Source organism: Glaciecola petra (assembly GCF_031846345.1).
Classification (GTDB): Bacteria; Pseudomonadota; Gammaproteobacteria; order Enterobacterales; family Alteromonadaceae; genus Glaciecola; species Glaciecola petra.
Window position 1 is genome coordinate 384,311 of record NZ_JAVRHX010000001.1, and the last position, 19,496, is coordinate 403,806.

The following is a 19,496-nucleotide window of genomic DNA, read 5'->3' on the forward strand; positions in this document are numbered from 1 at the left end:
TTAAATACAAAATTAATGCGGAAATAAATCACAAATGCAATAGGAAGGGAAATGAAGTTTCACTGTGGATACATTCACAATAAATGTCGGAAGATACCATCTCAGGCCGCGGGTAAGCTGCTTTTTGGCGGTAAACCTTGCGCAAAAAATGCTGGCAATGTAACGGCAAATAAAACATGAAAGAGACATCAAATTTTTGCCCATGCAAAAGTGGCTTAGCATTTACTGAATGTTGCTTGCCCTTTATTCAGGCGCACGAAACGACGATTAAAAACGAAATGTCACTAACACCGCCCACGCCAGAAAAGCTGATGCGCTCACGCTATTGTGCTTATGCGATACAAAATTACCATTATATTATTAATACCTACACCGCGAGCAAAGCGAAAAGCTTAAGCATAAATGTTATTGAAAATGACTGTCAGCATACACAATGGTTAAATTTGCAAATTATTCATTCAAGCGAATCTACTGAAAAAGGCGAGGTGGAATTTGTTGCTTTTTACAAAGACAAAGGCGAATTTTTTTGCATGCATGAACGTAGCCTTTTTATTAAAGAATTAGGACAATGGAAATACCACACTGGCAAAGTATTAGATAAAACAGGTAAACTAAAACCAGAAAGAAACAAATTGTGTTTATGTGGTAGTGGCAAAAAATTTAAGCGTTGCTGTTGTTAACAACAACTGCTAATTTTTCCGCTTAATCGTATAGGCTTAATTTGGCGAGCTGAACTTGTCAACAAATCGTCAGCATCTCAATAATTCGGAAAATAACAAAAGATAAGGATAGATCATGAAAAAATTATTAACATTAGTTGTATTAGTGGGGCTGAGTTCTATTGCAAACGCAGAGGAAAAGAGTTGGTGGGATTCTTTATTAAGTATGGTCGGTATAGGTGAAGAAACAGAACAAGTACAAGCTGCTCCATCTGCCAGCGGTCTTATAGATTCGGTAGTGTCAGGTCTAGGGGTAAGTGAAACACAAGCTCAAGGTGGCATAGCGGCTTTGTTCAATTACGCAAAACAAAATGTGAGTGAAGAGCAATTTTCAAAATTAAGTGAATATATTCCGGGTGCAGACACTGTTTTAACCTATTTACCAGCCATAGAAGGTATTAAGCAAGAGGGCTTAGCCGGTCTAATAGACAAAGCGGCAGGCATGAACGAATCACTAGCACAATTAAATGAACTTAGAAAACAGTTTGATGTACTTGGGCTTGATACTGCCATGATTCAAAAATATGTGGAGCAAGCCAAATCGTATTTAGATACACCTCAGGGGCAGGAAGCCAAAAACCTGTTAATGGAAAGTTTAAGCCAGTTATCGATTTAATTTACGCTAATTATTATTCAATAATAGTGATAATGAGTTTACGAGCACCGCCATCATTGCGGTGCTCGCCTAAATATATACCTTGCCATGTTCCCAAAGCTAAACTCCCATTTATGATCGGAACGTGCACACTACTGCCGAAAACACTCGCTTTAATATGTGCAGGCATGTCATCACTGCCTTCATAAGTATGCGTGTAATATGGCAAGTTTTCGGGAATGAGTTGGTTTACAAAAGCTTCTAAATCAGCTCTCACACTAGGGTCTGCATTTTCATTAATAGATAATGACGCAGAGCTATGCTGGATAAATACACTCATTAGACCATGAGACGGTAGGGTAGCAAGTGACTTATTCACATGTTTAAAGATAGTGTTAGTAATGAGATGAAAGCCCCTTTCAAAGGGAGGTAATGTAAGAGGAATAGAAGTTGCCATATAGAGTTCCAGTCAAATTAAAACCACATGTTTTATGTGTCGAAAGGGTTAGTACTAACCATGGTAATGTTTGTAGTATGGCATACAAATAGTAAAACTATCAGCCCTGTATTTAATCAGCCCGTGTTTATTTTATGTATGTTAAAAAAAGAGAACAAAAAGAAAGTCGCATAGATTTTATTCAATAGTGTACGCTTAATTTATAATGATGAATGATGGCAATTGTGGGGCATCATTATTGTCGCTATAGTATTAGCCAAACAAGAATCGTTTTGAGGCCATAACGTTGAAACAGTTATTCAACATATCTATTGTGCTTGCTTGCATGCTATTACTAAGTGCTTGCAAGAATATACATAAAGAAATTCAATTTCCTAAGGTGAATGACAATATTCCTTATTCATCCATAGAGAGCCTACCTACACTAGATGCGACAAATGCAGTCTCTTATGCAAGCCATCAAGATCAGTATTTCTATTTTTGGGAAGCAATAAACCCTTCTTCAGACTTTATTCCTAAACAACAAGATACCGTAATCTTTGTGCATGGTGGTTGCTGGTTGTCTGCATTTGATATTGGCCACAGCCAGGCTTTTACAAGTGGCCTTGCTGCCGCGGGCTACAACGTGTTTTCAATTGAGTATCGACGAACTGGCAATGGTGGTGAATGGCCGGTGGCCTTAGATGACCTTAAATTAGCAATATTGAATATTCGTCGATTTATGCGCAGTAAGGGTATTACTTCACAGCAAGTGACCATGGTTGGGCACAGTGCAGGCGGTCACCTTGCGACGCTTTTAGCGGTAGACGCAATTAATGTATTTGAAAATCTGAACCTAATTGGTTTAGCTGCAATTATTGATTTACCACGGTATGCACTTGGTGATAATAGCTGCCAAACGGCAACACCAAAATTTATGCAAGGTGACGAGCAAGAACAAGCAACCGCATATAAGCTCGCAAATCCTTTGAACTACACTATGCTGGGGTTAAATAGTGCGATTATGTATTCGGGCAGTAAAGACAATATAGTGCCTACCTCACTAGCAACCCATCCAAATACTGAAAATCAAATTTTACCGGGTGTTGGCCATTTTGATTGGATCCATCCTGGCTCATTTGCGTTTAAAACGCTTATACAACGACTCGAAGCCATTAATGAGAATAGAGTCATAACGCCACTGGATGTAAAAAATACCGATGCAGATTAAGTGCCTTAACGATTTACAAGAAAAAGCAAAGCAGCTTGATGCAACTGATGATTTAGCGCACAAACTACACGAGTTTGAACTGCCAAAACAGCAAATTTATTTAGATGGGAACTCATTGGGACCATTGACTAAAGCAGCAAAGGCACGCGCTAAAGAAGTAGTAGAACAGCAATGGGGTGCTGATTTAATTGAAAGTTGGAATAAACACAAATGGATTGGATTACCCAAAACAATAGGCAACAAAATAGCTAACTTGATTGGGGCGGAAGAAAATACAGTTGTATGTGCGGATTCAATTTCTGTCAATTTGTTTAAAGTATTAAGTGCCGCTTTACTCATACAAGAACAAGGATTAAAGCAAGAGACACAGCAAACGCCGCCGATTCAAAATAAGCGCACAATCATCTTGTCACAAGCTGATAATTTTCCTAGCGATATATATATGGCTCAGGGCTTATCAAATTTGCTTGGTGAAAATAGATGTAAATTACACACTGTTAGTAGCAAAGATATAGAACATGAATTACAAGAAAATGGCGACAAAATTGCAGTAGTGATGCTCACCCATGTTAATTTTAAAAATGGTGATATTAGTGATATGCAGGCCATTACTCAATTAGCTCATCAAAAAGGCGCACTCATAATTTGGGATTTGGCTCATAGTGCCGGCGTGTTGCCACTTGAATTACAGCATTGCGAAGTTGATTTTGCAGTAGGTTGTACTTATAAATATTTAAATGGCGGGCCGGGTGCACCTGCTTTTGTATACGTGGCTAAGAAACTTCAAAAAGCCATCCAGCAACCTTTAAGTGGCTGGATGGGACATAAACAAGCTTTTGCTTTTTTACATGACTACGAAGCTGCTGATGGGCCAGAACAAATGCTCAGTGGAACACCTCCCATTTTATCGATGAGTATTTTGGATGCGAGTTTAGGTGCATTTGAAGGTATAAACATTCATCAAATTAGACATAAATCTATCGCGCTCAATGGTTTTTTTCAAGAGTGTGTTGAACATCTAATGATAGATGATTTATTTGAGCTAGCTTGTCATCCAAGCGCAAACCTTAGAGGCAGTCAAATTAGTTATACTCATCCTTATGCATATGCAATTTGCCAAGCACTGATTGCGCATAATGTTGTACCTGATTTTAGAGCGCCTAACATTTTACGCTTGGGCTTTTCTCCTTTGTTTTTGACTTATGAACAGGTATTTAATGCGGCTCGTATACTTGCCGATCTGGTGAATAAGCAAGAGTATAAAAATTCGATGTATCAACAAATGAAAGAAGTCACATAGCATGATTAATCCTTCTCTAGTGCTGTTTACTGGTCCGATTAAGGATTTAGGCAAACTACACAACCTGCAAGCAATGTGATTATATAAAAATGAGCAAACAAAATTATGAGCGAATTTGGGCTACGGTTAACGCAATTCCTATTGGGAAAGTTAGTAGTTATGGGCAAATTGCCGATTTAGCCGGATTGCCTGGCAGAGCTCGTTTAGTTGGTAAGAGTTTGGGCCAAATACCCAAAGGGCGGAAGGTTAATTGGCATAGAGTGTTGCGTTCAAATGGGCAGTTAGCGTTTGATAAAGCCTCTGAACAAGCGCAACGACAAAAAGGTTTATTGCAAGAAGAAAATGTTGTTGTATTGAACAATCGAGTTAATATGAAGGAATTTAACTGGCGACCTGACTTAAGTGAGTTATTACATACTTTACAGTTTTAGTATTGTTATCTTCCATTTCTTAAGCCTCTGCAAAACGCCATTTCCATTTATTATTTTCCGGTAAAGTAACGCTAAATATTTATCACAATTTGAACACAATTCACTTTGTTTGAAATTATTTGATATTTCTTTGGGTCTTCTAATCGAATTTAATAACTTTATTGATTTAAAAATTACCGGGAGCGATACCATGAAAACCAAATTTTTTTATACATTTGCAATATTAGTTGCCTTTGCAGCAACATCTTGTGGCCTAATACCTTCACAGGCTAATTCTTCCCTTGATGCTGTTAATGTTGATGAAAATGCAATCGCGATTAAAGGCTATGATCCTGTCGCATATTTTACATTAAACGCAGCAACCCCAGGAGATAGCAATTTTACAGCCAATTATGCTGGTGCGACTTATCATTTTAGTAGTGCTGAGCATCAAAAATTGTTTAAAGCTAATCCTTCAAAGTATGCTCCTCAGTATGGTGGTTATTGTGCTTTTGGGGTATCTAAAGAAAAAAAATATGACACTGATCCAACCGCATTTGAAATTGTCGATGGTAAATTATATTTAAACCTAAATGCGACAGTTCAAAATATCTGGACAAAAAATTCGGGTGAATTGATTGTTGACGCCAATGAATACTGGGTCGATATTGAAAATACCCCGGTTTCTGAACTTTAATTAAAAAATATTTTCAAAAAGATGAAATTAAATTTGTATTTCATCGGTTTAATAGAGTAACTTGTTTATTGAAATGTTTAAGCGAGTTACGCTAACAACTTACTTAGAAGACAACGAGGAATGAATATGAAAACGAATATCGCTGCTGCTGCCGCTCTTGCTACTGTGATGACACTTGGTGTTGTTGACGCTGTTGAAGCTGCAAGCAAAAAGAAAGAAAAGTGTTATGGCGTTTCGCCAGCTGGTCAAAATGATTGTGGTAACTTAGCGGGTACTCACAGTTGTGCAGGTCAATCAACGGTAGACAACGATATCGGTGAATGGCGCTTAGTTCCAAAAGGCACTTGTAAAGAGCTTGGCGGTTATGACAAAAAAGAAGCGAAAAAATTGTTCAAAGAAATGCAAGCTGAGAAAAACAGCTAAGCTACCTTAAGTAGGCTTATTTTGCCATCAACACATCTGCAGCCCGAACCCATAATTGGTGTAGGGCTGCGTCATCCCCACTACAATCATGCTTTATCAACCGAACTTAATCATCAATCTGTAGAGCACACAATTGATTTTGTCGAAATTCACGCTGAAAACTTTTTTGCTAATGGTGGCATCAGTATCGATTTATTACGAGATGCAAGCGAGAAATATAAAGTGTCGGTGCATGGGACATCATTAGGCTTAGGTTCAAATTTATCGGTTCCCAAAGAAACTCTCGAACAATTTGCAAAAGTGGTGAATACTGCTGATGCGTATTTAGTATCAGAACATCTATGTTTCAATCGTGCTCAGGTGGGTGGTCGAATATTGCATTCGGGCGATCTTTTGCCCTTAGCTTATAATGATAAATCTCTGCAGGTGTTAAGTGACAATGTTCAACACGTGCAAAGTATCATTAAAAGGCCAATTCTGATAGAAAATTTGTCGGCTTATTTACAACCACGTTATGTTGATGAGTTGGCAACAGACACCATGACCGAAGCTGCGTTTTTAATTGAATTGTGTAAACGGGCTGGCTGTGGCTTGCTTTTAGACTTGAATAATTTGATCGTCAATGCGCTCAATAAAAAAGAGACAAACATTATTGACAAGATATTTGAGCAAATACAATCAATTCCTGCAGAGCTTATTGGTGAAATACATTTGGCAGGATTTAGTGACAAACGGGTTAATGGTTTTATAGTAGATGATCATGCTTGTTCGGTTTCTCAAACATGTTGGTCTTTGTATCAGAGAGTCATTTCACATGTAGGGCTAAAACCAACTTTAGTAGAGTGGGACAATGATCTGCCGAGTTGGGATGTCCTTCTTGCTGAAGCTAATAAAGCACGGGCTATTAACACAGAATTAATGACTCAATAAATGAACGCGATATAGGCTTAGCTTTTTAATGAAGTATCAAACATCATTGATAGAACATATTTTTTCATCTAAAAGTGCCCATGGTATGGATCATTTAATTGATGAGGCTCAAAACGCAATTGATGTTTATCATAACAATTATATTGAAAATGGTATTCGTGCATTAGCGATTAGTTTTTCTAGTGTTGCTGCCATTTTGGAAGAACAAGACTTTAGGAAGTTATGTCACGGCTACTTACTCCAGTATCCCAAAACATGTTTTGATTGGGCAGATTATGGAGCCAACTTCAATGAATATATTTTGAGTATTGACGTATTCGCTGAAATGCCTTTTTTGCCAGAATTAGCCATCTTAGATTGGCATTTGATGCATGCAGAGCGGTCAAAGGACATCGCTTTTGATGCAGACAGTTTTACCTTGTTGCAAACTAGGCCTGCCGACCAATTGACGTTCATTCCTGCAACATCCTTAATAGTAATAGACTTTTTGTTCCCCGTCGTGGAGCTGTATCAACTGGCTCATGATGAAAATTTGCAGACCAACGAAAGCGCAAGACACTTGCAAATTTCGAAAATAAATAATTTGATAAACGATGCAATTAAATCCGGTATCACAAGGTCTATTGTTGTGTGGCGTGCAGAGTATAAAGCTGAATTTGAGTATGTTCAGAAAAACGAAATACAAGCGCTAAATAGCTTGAATTGTAACGAGAGTATTGAGCAAATTCTTTCTGTCTTTGGTGAAGACCAAGCAAGTATGAGCGCTTGGTTACAATCCATAATTCAAACGAAAAAAGTGCTTGCCATAAAGGCAAGCTAGAAATAAATATAATGATAAGGACAAAGATATGAGTAAGCTGATTAATTTGTACAATCAAATTTTTGGAAAAGCCAATTACCTTGCAGTACCGGCACTACTGGGTGCGCGACTATATGTGGCTTGGGTCTTTTTCAAATCGGGTTTAACAAAATTAAATGATTGGGAATCGACACTTTTATTATTCGAATATGAATATGCTGTGCCTGTACTTGATTTTACATCCGCGGCTTATTTAGCTACGTTTGGCGAGCTTGTACTGCCTGTATTACTTGCCTTGGGCTTGTTTACCCGTAAAGCAGCCATAGGCCTGTTTATAGTTAACTATGTTGCAGTCATTAGTTTGGAAGATATTCCCGCCGCCGCTTATAATTTACATGTAATTTGGGGTTTGATGTTATTGGCTGTTGTTATATGGGGTGCAGAAAAACTGTCTTTGGACCAATTATTCAAAATCAAATAACAAGTCATTTAGATATGAGCTACACTTTATTTGTACTAGCCAAATTTAAGTGTAGCTAACATGACCCTTTTACCTTCAGTCGCCATATTTTTAGGCGCTACTCTGATAGCTGTTCCATTATTTAAAAAATTCAAACTAGGCGCTATTTTAGGCTATTTAGTTGCAGGTGTCCTTATTGGTCCATCGGGTTTGAATTTAATCACTGATATCGAAACAATCCTGCATTTTTCTGAACTTGGCGTTGTGCTTCTGCTCTTTGTTATTGGCTTAGAATTGGAGCCATCTACACTATGGCGTATGCGTAATCAGATTATTGTAAGTGGTGGTTCGCAGCTCTTAGTAACAGCACTGGTATTAGCGCTAATATCGCATTTTTTACTGGGTTTACCTATAGCTTCAAGCGTCACTATTGGCCTCGCGTTAGCTTTGTCGTCTACCGCATTTGCAATTCAATTAATGAATGAACAACGAATTCTAAATACGCCTCCGGGGCAGCAGGGGTTTTCAATGTTGCTTATGCAGGATGTGGCAGTTATCCCTATATTGCTTATTGTCGGTTCTTTCTCAACGTTTGAAACTGACGCTGGTGTTGCTTGGTATATTAGTTTAGGTGCAGTTGTTGCTGTGTTGATCGCCGGCAAGTTTTTGGTCAACCCTGTACTTAGAATAGTGGCTAATTACGGCAGTAGTGAAGTGATGACAGCTGCTGCTCTTTTTCTGGTTTTAGTAACCGCTCTAGCAATGTCGTCTGCGGGACTTTCGATGGGCATGGGCGCATTTTTAGCTGGTATTTTATTGGCAAATAGTAGTTTTAAACATCAGCTAGAAGTTGAGATAGAACCTTTCAAGGGTTTGTTACTTGGCTTGTTTTTCATAGCTATTGGTATGAATTTAAATTTAAGCTTGCTGATAGATAAGCCAATTTTCATTGTATCAATGAGCTTATTATTAGTCTTAATAAAGGCTGGCATTATCAGCAGTATTTTGTTGCTAAATAAGCAAAATTTAAAAGATGCAAGCCGCGTTGGCTTATTGTTATCGCAAGGAGGGGAGTTTGCTTTTGTGGTAATGACGCTAGCGTTAAGTAGTCTAGTCCTTACGCCAGACATAGCAGCTCAAGTTAATTTGGTTGTAGGGATATCAATGGCGGTCACTTCGCCTCTGGTCATATTGCATGCACAATTTTTTAGTACTAAAAACTGTCCTGCAGTATACGAATCTGAATCTGTTTCTCATCAACCACAAGTGATCATTGCAGGTTTTGGGCGCTTTGGCCAAATTACCGCTAGGGTGTTGGCAGCAAATAGCATCCCTTTCACGGCGTTAGATAAAGATGCTGAACATATAGAGTTTGTGAGAAAGTTTGGTAATAAAGTATTTTTTGGCGATGCAAGTCGTTTAGATATGTTAGAAAAAGCGGGCATAGCAGACGCGAGAATTTTGTTAGTGGCAATTGATGAACCCGAACAAACATTGAATATTATTAAGTTAGTCAAACAGCATTATCCTAAAGTGAATATAGTTGCTAGAGCAAGAAATAGAAATCATGCCGAAGATATTGGTAAGCTGGGGCTCGATGATTTTGTGAGAGAAATGTTCGATGGTGGGCTAGTAGCATGTGAGCATGTACTTAAATCAATTGGCTACTCAAATGGTCAGGCTAAAAAAATGACCGTTATCTTCGCCGAACATGACGCTAAAATGCTTGAAGATGCAATAAAAAGTGATATGAATATGGAAACTCGCTTGAGCTCAATCAAGCAAGGGCGAGAAGAGCTCCAGCAATTATTTGTGAAAGATAGCGAGTCTAGTTAAGCTATTGTAACTGTTTGGCAACAACTACTCATAATTTGTTTTAATAATAACAGGATAGTGCTTAGAGCGGTCCGTCACATCTACACCCACCATATACATATGGCCATTATTATCCTTTGTGTGGCTACCATATAAAATAGGTTCGCCTATTTTATCGGAGACTGAATACGACACTGTGATACCACTTGTAACTTCATGAATAAACCAACGATGAACTCTGGTGTTATGTTTTTGCCATAAGCCGACTAAAAAACCATAGCCATCAATAGAAAATAAATTAGATATGTAATTTCCTTGTTCGGCGGTATCACTCATAAAATCAACAAAAACTAAATCATGTTTGTTATTCGCAATTTTTTGTATGTGATACAGGGCTCCGGTACCAGTAGCAAAATAAATTTCTCCGTTTTTCATTTGGGTAAATGAGGTAATGCCATGATCACTGTGTTTACCAGCATACATATAGTGGTCCATTTCATGCCTATCCGTGATATTTAATTCGCTGTCGTATTCGACTAAATAAGAATTAATGCTGTTATCGGGATTTTTTTGAACTTGTGGTACAAATATGCTGCCGTCGGAATTTACCAAAATATTACGGCTTATGTGTCCTGGAAACGCACCCACATTGGTTCTATTAAAGCGCTTACTCAAGGTATCATATTGGTAAAGTACATGACCCCAATAACCTAGGGCATAAATAAATCGACCATCAGTATTAAGCGCTATCAATGCTTCTTTAGTAGCTAGAAGATGTTCCCAATTTTCACTGTTTGGTTTTTTGCGCCAAAAATGACCGCCATGTATTGGTGTTATCCCTTTACTTACACTTTCACCGGTTTCATCAAAGCTAGTGAAATAAATATACCCATCATTTGCCTGATAAAATTTACTATGTAGCTTATTTTGTGACATGCCATCGCGATACACTTGGTTGTGTTTTAACTGTGAAATAACATCGCTTTGTGCTTGGAGGGTCTTTGTTTTTGGATTGTATTGGTACAAAAAAGCGGTGTCATGATAACTGCTGTATGTCGATACACCAAAATAAAATCGGCCTTTGTCATCAATGCCCATTGCTCCCCAAATAGCGGCGCCATCGCTCGTCAATGCTAAATCAAGATATTCAAAGTTAGGCGCTTTAAAATGTTTGTCTTGTACTTTTTCAAAAGTGGTTCCTATTTTTTGTTCAAGACTACGTTCTGCCACTGAGGTCTCTACTGTTACCGGTTCGCTGCAAGCAGTTATGGTAATTAGGGATAGAATCACTAAATAATGTCGAACTCTCATTTAACTTTTTACTCCATTACATTGTTAGTGACGAAAATCGGGTTTGTAAATACTTTATAATGATGTAAACCCGGTTGTATACTTCGTCCTACCAGTCTTATTGCTTTTATATCGGGGCCAATATTCATATTCATCGTTAGTTCAATTTTTTTACCGTTCAGTTTAGCGTTAGGCAATAAATTGATTGATTCAACATTATTAGCAGAAACAACCACCAGATTAAGTTCGTCAAGCCTTGTGGAAAAGCCATCCCAGTCTAACTCTTTTAATCTCATTAGTATTCTTATTTCAATTTCTTGACTTTGGCGCACAGCCAGCACTTGTCCACTGCTATATTTTTTATTCCTGCTCAAAATACCAAAATCTAAATACTCTACAAATTGTCCTAATTGTGCCCAAGTTTTGCCGTTTGTTAGGGCTTCAAGAATATCGTTATGTGTATTTGATTTGGCATAAACGTGTGTACTTGAATATTCACAAGGCCAGTAATCCATATTCAAATTATGGAAGTCTGATGGTGCCCTTGCAGACAGTACCCTAAGCCCTTGTTGAAGTAACTTATCCCACTCACCACCGACCCTAGCGGTTGGATCCATACCATGTAGCGTTCTAAGTCTTTGAATATATGCACCTCGGTCTTCGCCTGATAGGCGTTGATGACCCGGTGCCGCCGACATGCCAATTAAGGTACTACTCATGGACTGCCAATTCAAAAAATCAAAGCTGTTCTCACTCACTTGTAAATCTTTTCGACTAGGATGGTTATAAAATACCACTGGTGCAACGGGTGCACTGCGGGCTAAGCTATTCAGCCAGTCAAACGCTGGTTTTTGTGAAATAAGCATTTTTGAAAAGTCATTAAAGTGATCATATTTTGACTTAAAGTCTGCATAATTATTTTCAGTATTTGCTGTCCTAGGCAATAGCACGGTAGCATGTTCACGGCCGTTGAAAGGGGGGATATTCCATTCTAGTCCCGGTATTACCGTCAAATTAGTATTATCGACGTTTGCTTTTTTTATATCGTCAAAGTACTTACTAGAAAATACTCCGGTATATGGACTGTCACCATGGTCAGTGATAGCAATGGCATCACAACCAAATTGTTTTGATTTTGCAGCAATATTCGCAATTGAATATTCACCATCACTATAAGTACTGTGAATATGAGTATCGATTGTCAACCATTTACCATAAGGAAATTCATCAATTAACGACATTGGTTTATTTGAATTATCAATTGCTGCATTGGTATATAAGGGTAATTGTTTTATTCTCGCATCGACCGAGGCAACATAGTCTTTAAATGTTTCAGATTGGGCACTTGAAAAAAGGATTTTAAACTCACTGTCGCTTAAGCCTTCAGGTAAGTCATGTACATGCGGAATAAGACTTCTTTCATCGTACATGTTGGCTAATAACTGTTGCGCAGCCAAAGCGCTTCTGGTGTTTTCAGTCAGTGTTCTCGAAAAAGCGATACCGGTGTTATCGGCTACTAAGTCTGCAAAACTAAAGCCACTTCCGCCTTTCCCACTGTCCAAAATTTCTTTAAGCTCACCAACGTTGGCACTAAATTCGTTATTACTAATTTGCGCAATAATGGCCGAAAATAAGAAGTGTAATGCTAAATCTCTTCGGTCTCTCAGTTTAACTTTTCTATTCGTTTCATATTTATCAATCCCGGCAAGGCTAGCAAAACGATCACCCGCAAAACTGATTGCCCAGGCCCATAAAGCAGCTTGATTTTCTATTACCGCTGGGTTATCAATCGACCGCAAGCTTGCTAGCTGCATACTATTGCGAATATACCAAAAGAGATTTTCGTTATCACCCTGTCTTGCCAAGTCGTCTAAATAAATTTGAATGATAGAAGGGTCAGGAATGTTGTTTTGTATGGCCAGTTTAGCGACACTTCTAGCATCGCTTAAAGTGTCGTTAACCCGTTTCCTAAAATCGATGCTTTTGCTTGCATCTATAACAATTGCTCTATTCTCAATTTGTGCGCTGGTAATCAAGTTGTCGATAGTGTCTGCGACTTCACCGTCAAAGACTAAATACAATGACGAATACAAAATTCCATCAACCAAAAATCCAGGTAAGGGTAAGTCGCCAATGTGGCAGGTTTTAATATGGCTTGCTCTAAAATCAATTCCAATTTGGCACGAAAGATTTAAATAAATATTGAATAATCCAAGTCCGAAACTTGAGGAACTTGCGATAGTGATATTTTGAGGAGAATAACCTAGGCCAAAATTGGTGTTATCAAACATATGCGACATGGTTGCCGATATTGCCAAAATATCTGACTCAGCAAAGCGCAAATCTATAGTATCCGCGGACGAAGCTAATCCATCAATGAGCTGTTTTGCTTGGCCACGTGCTTGTTGTGCTTGATTTCCATCGAGCACAGGTTTTTCAGCTATAAGTGGTGAAAAATCGATAATTAGCGCTAACAAAACGAGTAAAAAGGCCAATTTCCAAAATCGCCTAATCAGGCCTTTCTTAGGTCTTACTTTCTTTTTGTGCTCTAGATCAACTTTATTCTTCTTCGCTAACAACTTTGATAAATTCCATGTCTTTGTAGGCGTGATTCACGCGCTCTGCCACTGTAAACGGATGCATGCGTGCAGAAGTTACTTCTCTATTCACATTCACAGTAAAATGAATAAATGCGTCACTAGCCGCATTTTTGTTATCCCATTCTACCTTAAAGCTAAAATCTTGGAAGGGCAATACAGTTCCTTTGAGAGTTGTCATTCTGGACGAGCTAATCCGTAATATGCCATTTTCTTTTACAATGTGCATACTACCAAACCACTTGTCTCTATATTCGCCTACGATGGTTTCGTTAGCTATGCTCATATCACTAATTGCCTTGGGAGACACATAGTTTGTTAGATAACGCTGTTCTCTTTCATTTAAATATTCGATGTAATTATCTACCCAGTCAGAAGAGCTTTGTTCTATTTGAGCCTGAGCGTGTCTAATGTCAATTTCTTTGTATTCCAATAATCCCTTAATTAGGGTTTGCATGACAGCACCTCTTGCTGCGGAGTTTGAACCATTGTTTAAAATAGCAACGCCAAACTCAAGTTCAGGCAACAACGCTATGTAGGCTTGATAACCCGATAAGGTGCCGGTGTGTGACACCATTTTTAAGTGCCCAAGGTTAGATAAACGCCATCCCAAACCATAGCTTTTAAACTGAGTGTTATCCCACTCTTTTTCAATAGAAGATATACCCAAAATGGTTTCTGGGCTGAGCATTTTGTTTAATTGTTGCTTCGAAAAAGGTAAATTTTCTTGTGAAAGTAGTGCATGCAACCATTTGCTCATGCCTTTTGCATTGCATACCATGCCGCCTGCAGCGGCCGACATTAGCCCTGTTTCGCTGATATTGTTCCTAGTCACTGGATATATGCCACGTTCGTCGCTGTGTCCATATGCCATAGCAGAATTTTTGACTGCTGTGCTTGGCATATCGCCAGCGAAGCAAGGCATTTCTAGGGCAGTAAAAATATGTTCGTTGACAAAGTCATCAAAGCTTTGGCCACTTAATTTAGCAACCAACTCACCTGCGGTGATATACAAGACATTACTATATGCGTAACGAGCCCTAAAACTATATTCTGGTTTGAGATAACGTAAGTTATGTATGACTTCATCTCGGCTAAATCCGGAGGGTTCAGGCCAGATCATACTATCGCCAGCGCCACTAACTAAGCCGCTTCGATGAGTTAATAAATCGGTTACAGTAAATTCACGTGTGACATAGGGATCATGCATTGTAAAGTTAGGTAAATGCTGTATGACCTTATCATCCCAAGATAACTTGCCTTGATCCACTAATATTGCGAGAGCAGCACTTGTAAAAGCTTTACTCACCGATGCTAAACGAAAATAGGTATCAGCTGTAGCATCGATATTCTTATTTATATTGGCTTTACCAAAACCGTTTATTAATAAGCTTTCACCCTGATAGACAACGCTCACAGCCATACCTGGTGTATTAAACTCATTCAAGGCTCTTTCAATGGTATCAACTAAAAGCGTATTGTTGAGTATCAAGTCACCCTTAGTACTCTCAGCGGTTGATGCAACATACAAAGGGCCGTTTGGTTCTGCTTTGACCGCTTGCGTGCTTGTATCTAGCGCATGACTAGCATTCGCCATTGAAGTGATTACCAGGCTCAAAGCAAACAAGGTTTGATGGATAGTGCGCATGAGAACTCATATTTTATTTGGATTAGTATGGAGTTTGCTAAAATATTACGCTGAAATCAAATTTGTATTGCTTGTATTAGGATTGGCTGATTTTATTTGATTTAGCATAAAGAACTAAGAGAGTTGCGCCTAAATACATTGCGATTCCATAAGCGCCTGCAACTAGCGCGTATTCAGGTACTTGTATAAGACTAATAGAAATTAATATGGCGAGCGTGCCGTTTTGAGTCCCTATTTCTATGCCAAGTGTAGCGCCATCTTTATGATTGAGCAGAAACAACTTTGCCAAAAACACACCTAAAGTGGTGGCTATTAAATTTAAGCTAACAGTCAATATATACATATCAGGAAATGCAGCAACAAGTTTATCCCATTCATCAAAACAAATTTTAACGATAACTACCACCATAAAAATAACCGACAGGTGACGAAATATAGGCTCAGCTTTTTCGGCAAAATGGGGGAATTTGTTTTTTACAAACATGCCTATTGTCACTGGCACCAATGTTATTGCAATAAGACTTAAAGAAGTCATTAATAATGAAAATTGCGCGGGTTTGTGTTCAGCAAAATAATCAATAGAAAACGCAATTAAAAGGGGTGTCGTAAAGACGCATATAATGGTGGTAATTGCTGTTAAAGATATAGACAGCGCAAGATTTGCTTTTGCGATATGGGTAAATAAATTGGATGACGTGCCGCCCGGGCATGCTGCTAATATCATCAAGCCTATTGCGATGTGTTCCGGTACGTTGAATAAAACCGAAATAGAAAAGGCGAGCAATGGTAATAAAATCATTTGCCCTAACAGCCCGACAAATATAGGCTTCGGAATTTTAGCTAAGCGTGAAAAGTCTTCTAAACGCAAACTTATCCCCATGCCGAACATGATAGTGGCTAGTACTAAAGGTAATAAGATCGTGGTGAAGAAGGAAGCTTCCATTAAATTATGTCATCAATCCTTAGCTCATTTTAGCGAGCATAGATTGCGGTGCTATTCGCAATAAGAGTTGCATGATACTCCATGGCCAAGCTGGTACAAAAGTGTTCGCTCCTTCTTTTTCGCTTGCTTTCACGATTGCTTTGCATCCTGTTTCGGTGTCTACCATAAACGGTGCCGTTTTCACCTTTTCGTTAATTTCACTGCGTATAAAACCAGGATGGATAGTACTTACTTTAATTGGCGTGCGTGCTAAGTCTATTCGCATACCTTCGCTCAACGAAGACAGCCCAGCTTTTGTAGCAGCATAAACCGTCATAGCCCGTCTAAAACCTCTCACTGCACTAATGGATGAAATGGTGACTAAATGGCCAAAATTTTGCTCGCGAAAAATCTCAACTGCCGCTTCGCATTGGGCGATTGCAGATACAAAATTGGTAATAGCCGTTTGCTTATTGGCATGAAAATAACCGGTACCGATTGATGCACCTTTCCCCATACCTGCATTAACAACTACGCGGTCTAACTGCCCTAATTCTTGTTTGAATTCCCCAAAGACTTTAAACACAGCATCATGGTCGTTGACATCAAGCGATTTGCATATCACGGTTATATTGGGGTTAATTTTTAATAATTCGGTTTTTAATTCTTCAAGGCGTTCAACTCTGCGAGCACATAAGGCCAAGTTTCGGCCCATTTTGGCATACTCAATCGCCATCCCTTTACCCAGTCCGGAACTAGCGCCAGTGATCAATATATTATTACGCATGAATATCCCTCATTGAACAGTTCAACTTATTAATTATATCGCTTAATAATTTTGTTACAGCGATACAGCATGTAATGCACAAAAAACCAAAGGTTTTTATATGCTTTATTTCTAGTTTGTTTATGGTGATAACGGTAATAAATTTGTTGTACGATACCCGCGAGTCTAAACAAACCATATACTTCATAAAAAGCGAATTCTTTTGGCTCTAGCGCTTGTTGTTGGCAATAATAATCTATCACTTCTTGACGCGTCATCATGCCCGGAATATCGGTCGGTTGACGCTGTGTGCTGCGGGCAACAAAGTCATCATCAGCTTGAACCCAATAAGCAAGGCTATTACCTAAATCCATTAAAGGGTCGCCAAGCGTGGCGAGTTCCCAATCTAACACACCTAATATACGAGTAGGGTCGTTAGCATCTAAGACTAAATTATCGAATCGGTAATCATTATGAGTGATGCAAATAGTTTCTTTACTCGGTAAGTTTTTTTCTAGCCAATGCATGACTTTTTTCGCACTTGGGACATTCCATGTTTTTGCTTTGGAATATCTATTTATCCATCCTGAAATTTGACGCTCAGCATATCCTGCGCCTTTACCGATATGACTCAAATTGGCGCTTTGGTAATCAACTCTATGCAATGATATTAGTTCATCAAGTGCAGTTTTACAGAGTTTGCTCGCTTGTTCGGGAGTTAGTTGTACTCCCCTCGGAAAGTGTTTTCTAGGAATAATACCGTTTATTTTTTCCATCACATAAAATTCTGCACCAATGATATTTTCGTCATCAGTGTAACCAAGCATGCTAGGCACTTTATCAAATACCGGCTTTAGAGAATCCTGGAGCCGATACTCTCTGCCCATGTCGTGTGCACCTTTTGCTTTTGTGCCTGCCGGAGGGCGACGTAAAATAAGTTCTCGATTATCAAAACTCAGGCAATATGTCCAGTTTGAAGCCCCTCCCGAGTATTGAGTGACCTTCATATCTCCCTCAAACGAGCTACCGTCAACTTTGGCTATATTTTCTTGCAACCAGTCCATCAAAGGCTCAATGGCTAAATCTTCACCTTCCCTAACGGCACCGGCTGTGTCTATTATTTTATTTGTCATAGGCTATGTTTAACCAAATTATCTATATTTTTTCAGTTCAAGTCTTGAGACCATCGCCATGTGTACTTCATCTGGCCCGTCCGCTAGTCGCAATGCACGCGCTCCTGCAGCAAATTTTGCAATTGGATAGTCGTTACACATGCCACCTCCGCCAAATATTTGTAGCGCCATATCTACGACTTCTTGCATCATGTTTGGCACAACAACCTTTATTGCAGAAATATCAACCATTGCATTTTTTACCCCTAAATGATCGATTTTCCACGCGGCTTGAAGCGTTAATAAACGGCTTTGTTCTATTAACATGCGCGCCTTTGCTATGCGTTCTTTGTTTCCACCCAATTCTATTAACGGGCGACCAAAAGCAACCCGTGACAATCCTCTTTTTATTGCTAACTCTAGGGCTTTTTCTGCGGCGCCAATTGCTCGCATGCAATGATGTATGCGACCCGGCCCAAGGCGTCCTTGAGCGATAGCAAATCCCTTACCTAAGCCAACCAACAAATTGTCTTTAGATACACGGACGTTATTTAAGTGTATTTCGCCATGTCCAAATGGGGCATCATAATCGCCGTAAGCACTTAACATTCTTTTGATCTCGATACCGGGAGTATCTAGAGGCACCAGCACCATCGAATGTTGTGAGTGTTTGTCATTTTCTGGATTAGATAGACCCATAAATATCATAATGCGAGCGTTGGGATGCCCTAAACCTGTAGTCCACCATTTTTTGCCATTAAGCAACAAATCATCGCCTTTATCTTCAATAGTGGCGGCCATATTGGTGGCATCTGAGGAAGCAACATCGGGCTCCGTCATACCAAACACCGAACGAATTTCGCCTGCTAACAAGGGGGTTAACCATTTATCTTTTTGGTATTCATTTCCAAAATGATAGAGTACTTCCATGTTGCCTGTGTCAGGGGCATTACAATTAAAAATCTCCGGTGCAAACAGTACTTTTCCTGTTTCTTCCGCTAATGGTGCATATTCTAAACAACTAAGACCTTGTCCAAGTTGCTCATCAGGTAGAAACATATTCCATAAGCCTTGCTCTTTTGCCAACCCTTTTAGCTTTTCGATTGTTGGGTGAACGGTCCAATTGCGCCAATTTCCGTCGGGATTAGCAGCATGAATTTCGGCGTATACTGAATCTTCAACAGGATATACATGTTCGTTCATAAACCCGCGTAGACGTTGAATGTAATCACGTGTTTTTTCATTGTTGGAAAAATCCATGTTTCGACCTCGTTTTCTATCAATTTTTATACAATAGCCTATGCTAATAACAAAGCATATGCTAATTCCTTTTATTAAGCGCTACA

Annotated in this window: 19 protein-coding genes; 11 read left to right on the top strand and 8 right to left on the bottom strand. The window is 39.0% G+C overall.

All coding sequences use genetic code 11. The annotated features are described in order from the left end of the window. Positions 1–176: 176 nt before the first annotated feature. Together RM552_RS01725 and RM552_RS01730 are read left to right on the top strand one after the other, a co-directional pair. Complete coding sequence (locus RM552_RS01725; RefSeq protein WP_311367068.1) at positions 177–680, top strand: YchJ family protein; 504 nt, start codon at positions 177–179, stop codon at positions 678–680. A 115-nt stretch (positions 681–795) separates the two neighbouring features. After that, on the top strand, positions 796–1,335 hold the full coding sequence (locus RM552_RS01730) for a DUF2780 domain-containing protein (protein WP_311367069.1): 540 nt from the start codon (positions 796–798) through the stop codon (positions 1,333–1,335). A gap of 13 nt (positions 1,336–1,348) precedes the next feature. On the opposite strand, the gene RM552_RS01735 is transcribed toward RM552_RS01730, so the two are convergent. Then, entirely contained in the window at positions 1,349–1,771 is a 423-nt protein-coding gene (locus RM552_RS01735; protein WP_311367070.1) for a secondary thiamine-phosphate synthase enzyme YjbQ, read from the bottom strand. Positions 1,772–2,057: 286 nt separating this feature from the next. Between RM552_RS01735 and RM552_RS01740 the strand changes: the two genes are divergently transcribed. The 9 genes from RM552_RS01740 (at position 2,058) to RM552_RS01780 (ending at position 9,836) form a co-directional block, all read left to right on the top strand. Continuing rightward, the gene (locus RM552_RS01740) at positions 2,058–2,981 is read left to right on the top strand and encodes an alpha/beta hydrolase (protein ID WP_311367071.1); all 924 of its coding nucleotides are present in this window, start codon (positions 2,058–2,060) and stop codon (positions 2,979–2,981) included. Next, a complete protein-coding gene (kynU, locus tag RM552_RS01745; protein ID WP_311367072.1) occupies positions 2,971–4,281 on the top strand; it encodes a kynureninase in 1,311 nt (436 codons plus the stop codon). Before RM552_RS01740 ends, kynU begins: the two co-directional genes overlap by 11 nt. Before the next feature lie 89 nt (positions 4,282–4,370). Continuing rightward, positions 4,371–4,712 (top strand): MGMT family protein, encoded by a 342-nt coding sequence (locus tag RM552_RS01750; RefSeq protein WP_311367073.1) that lies wholly within the window; start codon positions 4,371–4,373, stop codon positions 4,710–4,712. Positions 4,713–4,821: 109 nt separating this feature from the next. Beyond that, positions 4,822–5,388, top strand: a complete 567-nt coding sequence (locus RM552_RS01755; protein WP_311367074.1) for a YHS domain-containing (seleno)protein — start codon at positions 4,822–4,824, stop codon at positions 5,386–5,388. Between the two features lie 126 nt (positions 5,389–5,514). Continuing rightward, complete coding sequence (locus tag RM552_RS01760; RefSeq protein ID WP_311367075.1) at positions 5,515–5,811, top strand: BufA1 family periplasmic bufferin-type metallophore; 297 nt, start codon at positions 5,515–5,517, stop codon at positions 5,809–5,811. Between the two features lie 21 nt (positions 5,812–5,832). After that, entirely contained in the window at positions 5,833–6,741 is a 909-nt protein-coding gene (locus RM552_RS01765; RefSeq protein WP_311367076.1) for an MbnB/TglH/ChrH family RiPP precursor modification enzyme, read from the top strand. A 28-nt stretch (positions 6,742–6,769) separates the two neighbouring features. After that, positions 6,770–7,561: an HvfC/BufC N-terminal domain-containing protein gene (locus RM552_RS01770; RefSeq protein ID WP_311367077.1), complete on the top strand. Its 792-nt coding sequence runs from the start codon at positions 6,770–6,772 to the stop codon at positions 7,559–7,561. Between the two features lie 28 nt (positions 7,562–7,589). Further along, complete coding sequence (locus tag RM552_RS01775) at positions 7,590–8,021, top strand: DoxX family protein (protein ID WP_311367078.1); 432 nt, start codon at positions 7,590–7,592, stop codon at positions 8,019–8,021. A 60-nt stretch (positions 8,022–8,081) separates the two neighbouring features. Next, the gene (locus RM552_RS01780) at positions 8,082–9,836 is read left to right on the top strand and encodes a monovalent cation:proton antiporter-2 (CPA2) family protein (protein ID WP_311367079.1); all 1,755 of its coding nucleotides are present in this window, start codon (positions 8,082–8,084) and stop codon (positions 9,834–9,836) included. A gap of 24 nt (positions 9,837–9,860) precedes the next feature. Here the strand turns inward: RM552_RS01780 and RM552_RS01785 are convergent, their stop codons facing one another. The 7 genes from RM552_RS01785 to RM552_RS01815 all read right to left on the bottom strand — a co-directional run bounded on the left by RM552_RS01785 (position 9,861) and on the right by RM552_RS01815 (position 19,410). Then, positions 9,861–11,126 (bottom strand): ligand-binding sensor domain-containing protein, encoded by a 1,266-nt coding sequence (locus RM552_RS01785; protein ID WP_311367080.1) that lies wholly within the window; start codon positions 11,124–11,126, stop codon positions 9,861–9,863. A gap of 8 nt (positions 11,127–11,134) precedes the next feature. Next, on the bottom strand, positions 11,135–13,600 hold the full coding sequence (locus RM552_RS01790; RefSeq protein ID WP_311367081.1) for a PHP domain-containing protein: 2,466 nt from the start codon (positions 13,598–13,600) through the stop codon (positions 11,135–11,137). A gap of 64 nt (positions 13,601–13,664) precedes the next feature. Next, entirely contained in the window at positions 13,665–15,350 is a 1,686-nt protein-coding gene (locus tag RM552_RS01795; protein ID WP_311367082.1) for a serine hydrolase, read from the bottom strand. A 76-nt stretch (positions 15,351–15,426) separates the two neighbouring features. Further along, on the bottom strand, positions 15,427–16,293 hold the full coding sequence (locus tag RM552_RS01800; RefSeq protein ID WP_311367083.1) for a bile acid:sodium symporter family protein: 867 nt from the start codon (positions 16,291–16,293) through the stop codon (positions 15,427–15,429). 19 nt (positions 16,294–16,312) lie between these two features. Then, positions 16,313–17,059 carry an SDR family oxidoreductase gene (locus tag RM552_RS01805; protein ID WP_311367084.1) on the bottom strand — a complete coding sequence of 249 codons (747 nt, stop codon included), beginning with the start codon at positions 17,057–17,059 and terminating at the stop codon, positions 16,313–16,315. Between the two features lie 29 nt (positions 17,060–17,088). Further along, on the bottom strand, positions 17,089–18,171 hold the full coding sequence (locus tag RM552_RS01810) for a phosphotransferase family protein (RefSeq protein ID WP_311367085.1): 1,083 nt from the start codon (positions 18,169–18,171) through the stop codon (positions 17,089–17,091). Between the two features lie 18 nt (positions 18,172–18,189). Beyond that, positions 18,190–19,410 (bottom strand): acyl-CoA dehydrogenase family protein, encoded by a 1,221-nt coding sequence (locus tag RM552_RS01815; protein WP_311367086.1) that lies wholly within the window; start codon positions 19,408–19,410, stop codon positions 18,190–18,192. Positions 19,411–19,496 lie beyond the last annotated feature (86 nt).

Bases quoted from the DNA above. Each gene is read 5' to 3' on its own strand.
- RM552_RS01730 (WP_311367069.1), top strand. From the start codon at position 796: ATGAAAAAATTATTAACATTAGTTGTATTAGTGGGGCTGAGTTCTATT.
- RM552_RS01810 (WP_311367085.1), bottom strand. From the start codon at position 18,171: ATGACAAATAAAATAATAGACACAGCCGGTGCCGTTAGGGAAGGTGAA.
- RM552_RS01725 (WP_311367068.1), top strand. From the start codon at position 177: ATGAAAGAGACATCAAATTTTTGCCCATGCAAAAGTGGCTTAGCATTT.
- RM552_RS01760 (WP_311367075.1), top strand. From the start codon at position 5,515: ATGAAAACGAATATCGCTGCTGCTGCCGCTCTTGCTACTGTGATGACA.
- RM552_RS01815 (WP_311367086.1), bottom strand. From the start codon at position 19,410: ATGGATTTTTCCAACAATGAAAAAACACGTGATTACATTCAACGTCTA.
- RM552_RS01750 (WP_311367073.1), top strand. From the start codon at position 4,371: ATGAGCAAACAAAATTATGAGCGAATTTGGGCTACGGTTAACGCAATT.
- RM552_RS01800 (WP_311367083.1), bottom strand. From the start codon at position 16,293: ATGGAAGCTTCCTTCTTCACCACGATCTTATTACCTTTAGTACTAGCC.
- RM552_RS01785 (WP_311367080.1), bottom strand. From the start codon at position 11,126: ATGAGAGTTCGACATTATTTAGTGATTCTATCCCTAATTACCATAACT.
- RM552_RS01780 (WP_311367079.1), top strand. From the start codon at position 8,082: ATGACCCTTTTACCTTCAGTCGCCATATTTTTAGGCGCTACTCTGATA.
- kynU (WP_311367072.1), top strand. From the start codon at position 2,971: ATGCAGATTAAGTGCCTTAACGATTTACAAGAAAAAGCAAAGCAGCTT.
- RM552_RS01795 (WP_311367082.1), bottom strand. From the start codon at position 15,350: ATGCGCACTATCCATCAAACCTTGTTTGCTTTGAGCCTGGTAATCACT.
- RM552_RS01770 (WP_311367077.1), top strand. From the start codon at position 6,770: ATGAAGTATCAAACATCATTGATAGAACATATTTTTTCATCTAAAAGT.
- RM552_RS01735 (WP_311367070.1), bottom strand. From the start codon at position 1,771: ATGGCAACTTCTATTCCTCTTACATTACCTCCCTTTGAAAGGGGCTTT.
- RM552_RS01775 (WP_311367078.1), top strand. From the start codon at position 7,590: ATGAGTAAGCTGATTAATTTGTACAATCAAATTTTTGGAAAAGCCAAT.
- RM552_RS01805 (WP_311367084.1), bottom strand. From the start codon at position 17,059: ATGCGTAATAATATATTGATCACTGGCGCTAGTTCCGGACTGGGTAAA.